This is a genomic window from Phenylobacterium sp., assembly GCF_035276905.1.
In the GTDB taxonomy this organism is placed as follows: domain Bacteria; phylum Pseudomonadota; class Alphaproteobacteria; order Caulobacterales; family Caulobacteraceae; genus Phenylobacterium.
Genome location: NZ_DATELG010000175.1, coordinates 1 through 3,119 on the forward strand (window position 1 = coordinate 1; position 3,119 = coordinate 3,119).

The following is a 3,119-nucleotide window of genomic DNA, read 5'->3' on the forward strand; positions in this document are numbered from 1 at the left end:
CCCGGCGGAAACCCGGGCGGCGGCGGCCCCGCCTTCGCCCACGCGGCCGAAGCGCATGGCGCCAACACCGGCTGGCATGGCGGCGGTGGCCCGCACGGAGGCGGTGGCGGAACCGGCCACGCTCCAGGTGGCGGCGCGCCCGGCGGCCAAGGCCACGGCGGTGGGAACCGTGGCGGCGACAAGGCCGGCGGCCACGGCCACGACCACTGACGCTTGGATCCCGGGCGCCTAGTCCCGCAGGCTCCGCGCCAGGATCTCCAGGGTCAGCCGGGCCGCCTGGCGGGTGGCGTCCTGCTCGCCGCGCTCGAAGGTGACCAGGCCCGCTTCGAACAGCTGATCGATTTCCTCGGTCGTCAGCACCCCTTTGCGCTTGAGAGTAGAGAGCACACCCACGATGATCGCATGCAGGGCGGCCAGCATGCCGGCGCGTTCGGCTTCGGGTGAAATCGCCTCGTCCATAGCAGGGCCTCCTGAACCACGCTGTCAGGCGCAGTTCATCTGGATCGCCCTACGAGTCCAGTGCGCCGGCGACGGGACCCGGCGATCAGAGCGAGGGTCTGTGTTGCAAGCGGTCACGCCATCCCAGCGCCATGCGCGGTCGAGCCGGATCTCCGCCCTCAGGCTTCTCGCGCGCGCCGCCGTGGCGAGCTACGCCTGCTTCGCCGGCCTGAACGCCCAGGCCGCAGAGCCCGGCGCGGTCTCCGCGGCCTTCGGCAACACCGTGATCTCCAGCTATCCCGACGGCACCTCGCAGAAGATCTGGCTGCACGCCGATGGCACCTGGAACGGCGTCTCGCGCCGCAACGCCCCGCTGGCCGGCAAGTGGACGCTGCGCGGCGACAAGGTGTGCATGCGGCAGACGGCGCCGCCCACCCTGCCGATCAGCTACTGCACGCCGATCCCGGCGAGCAGCCAGCCGGGCGCGCAGTGGGCCGGCCGCGACGTCGCCGGCCGCGCGATCACGCTTTCGCTGATGAAGGGCGTGCCCTCGCAGTACCAGACCGCCGCCAACGGCGAGGCGAGCGCCGCGCGCTGAGCCGGCTACGCCCGCCTGACCTCCACCGTCAGGTGCGACAGTCCCGCCAGGCCGTCGAGCCGCGCCCGATAGGCTTCCACCGGCGCCGGCGCCTCGTCGGCGACCACGGCGATGGCGGCGTGGTGGCCCGGGCCCAGCCGCCAGACGTGCAGGTCGACCACCCGCGCGCCTTCCACCTGCAGCCGCTTGCGGATCTCGTCGGCCAGCACCGGCGCGGGATTGACGTCGAGCAGGGCCGCCCCGGTCCGGCGGATCAAGCTGTAGGCGAACTGCGCCACCAGGCCCGCGCCCACCAGCCCCATGAGCGGATCGGCGAAGCTCCAGCCGAACCTCTGGCCGGCGAAGAGGCCCGCGATCGTCAGGCCTGAGATGATGGCGTCCGCCGACAGATGCAGGTGCGCCGCCGACAGGTTGAGGTCGCCGTCGTGGTCGTGATGGCCCTCCGCCGCCCGGGCCGGCCTCAGGAGCCAGACGCAGACCAGCGTCACCACAAGGCCCGCGGCGGCCAGCGGGATCGCCGAGCCGTAGTCGACCGCTTCCGGCTGGAACAGCCGCTGCACGCTCTCGACCGCGATGGTCACCGCGGTCACCGCCAGCACCACGGCGTTGGCGAAGCCCGCCAGATAGCCGACCTTGCCGGCGCCGAAGGCGAAGCGGGCGTCTCCAGCCAACCGTCTGGCGAGCCAATAGGCGCCGGCGGCGGTCAGCAGCACCGCCACGTGGGCGGCCATGTGCAGGCCGCTGGCGGTGAGCGCCATGGAATGGAACAGCCGGCCGCCGGCGAGCTGGGCGGCGAGCGTGACCGCGCAGACGCCCGCGACGATCCAGGTCCGCCGCTCGTTGCGGGCGTGGTCGGCGCCCAGATAGGTCCGGTCCTTGCGGAATGCGTCCAGCTCGCGCCGCGCATCGCCGGTCGAGTCTGGGGCGGTGGGGGCGGATCGGACGGCGCTCAACATCTGGGCGTTACTTTATAACAGCACATCTTGGAAACAAGCCGCTTCATAAGTTCCGCTGCGGCCCTTAGATGGGAGCCATGACCGACAAGACGCCCGTCACCGTGCTCACCGGCTATCTCGGCGCCGGCAAGACCACCCTCCTCAATCGCATCCTCTCCGAAGACCACGGCAAGCGCTACGCCGTGATCGTCAACGAGTTCGGCGAGGTCGGCATCGACAACGACCTGATCGTCGGCGCCGACGAAGAGGTCTTCGAGATGAACAACGGTTGCGTCTGCTGCACGGTGCGCGGCGACCTGATCCGGGTGCTCTCGGGGCTGATGAAACGCAAAGGCAAGTTCGACGCCATCATCGTCGAGACCACCGGCCTGGCCGACCCTGGCCCGGTCGCCCAGACCTTCTTCGTCGACGAGGACGTCAAGGCCAAGACCCAGCTGGACAGCGTCACCGCCGTGGTCGACGCCAAACACCTGCCGCTGCGGCTGGCGGACTCCAAGGAAGCGATCGAGCAGATCGCCTTCGCCGACCAGATCATCCTCAACAAGACCGACCTGGTCTCCGAGGACGAGCTCGGCGAGGTGGAGTCTGCGATCCGCACCCTGAACCCGCTGGCGCCGATCCACCGCGCCCAGAGGTCGAACGTGCCGCTGGAGACCATCCTCGGCCGCCACTCGTTCGACCTGGAGCGGATCACCAGCCTGGAGCCGGACTTCCTCAACCCGGCGCACGGCGAGCCCGGCCACGTGCACGACGCGCACTGCGACCACCATCACCACGACCATGACCATGACCATGACCATGTGCACGACGAGCACTGCGGCCATGACCACCACCACGATCATGGCCACGGGCGCATCCACGACCACGTGGCCGAGTCCGGCATCCGCGGCGTCTCGCTGACCAGCGACAAGCCGCTGCACGCCAATCGCTTCACCGCCTGGCTGAACAACGTGCTGCAGACGCAAGGGCCCGACATCCTGCGCGCAAAGGGCATCATGGACATCGCCGGCGAGAAGCGCCGGCTGGTGTTCCAGGCCGTGCACATGATCCTGGAGGGCGACTTCCAGGCCGAGTGGCGCGACAGCGAGCGGCGCTACTCGCGCATGGTGCTGATCGGCCGCAACCTC

The 3,119-nt window shown here is 70.2% G+C and carries 5 protein-coding genes; 2 read left to right on the top strand and 3 right to left on the bottom strand.

All coding sequences use genetic code 11. The features are described 5' to 3' along the window. Together VJS38_RS07960 and VJS38_RS07965 are read right to left on the bottom strand one after the other, a co-directional pair. The coding region (locus VJS38_RS07960; RefSeq protein WP_324087616.1) for a hypothetical protein at positions 1-207 on the bottom strand (207 nt) is incomplete at its 3' end. A 21-nt stretch (positions 208-228) separates the two neighbouring features. Then, the gene (locus VJS38_RS07965) at positions 229-459 is read right to left on the bottom strand and encodes a hypothetical protein (RefSeq protein WP_324087617.1); all 231 of its coding nucleotides are present in this window, start codon (positions 457-459) and stop codon (positions 229-231) included. A 100-nt stretch (positions 460-559) separates the two neighbouring features. On the opposite strand from VJS38_RS07965, the gene VJS38_RS07970 reads away from it, so the two are divergent. Then, complete coding sequence (locus VJS38_RS07970; RefSeq protein ID WP_324087618.1) at positions 560-1,036, top strand: hypothetical protein; 477 nt, start codon at positions 560-562, stop codon at positions 1,034-1,036. A gap of 5 nt (positions 1,037-1,041) precedes the next feature. Here the strand turns inward: VJS38_RS07970 and dmeF are convergent, their stop codons facing one another. Next, positions 1,042-1,992 (bottom strand): CDF family Co(II)/Ni(II) efflux transporter DmeF, encoded by a 951-nt coding sequence (dmeF, locus tag VJS38_RS07975; RefSeq protein WP_324087619.1) that lies wholly within the window; start codon positions 1,990-1,992, stop codon positions 1,042-1,044. Between the two features lie 68 nt (positions 1,993-2,060). Between dmeF and VJS38_RS07980 the strand changes: the two genes are divergently transcribed. Next, a partial coding sequence (locus VJS38_RS07980; RefSeq protein ID WP_324087620.1) for a GTP-binding protein occupies positions 2,061-3,119 on the top strand: 1,059 nt, incomplete at its 3' end.

Bases quoted from the DNA above. Each gene is read 5' to 3' on its own strand.
- dmeF (WP_324087619.1), bottom strand. From the start codon at position 1,992: ATGTTGAGCGCCGTCCGATCCGCCCCCACCGCCCCAGACTCGACCGGC.
- VJS38_RS07965 (WP_324087617.1), bottom strand. From the start codon at position 459: ATGGACGAGGCGATTTCACCCGAAGCCGAACGCGCCGGCATGCTGGCC.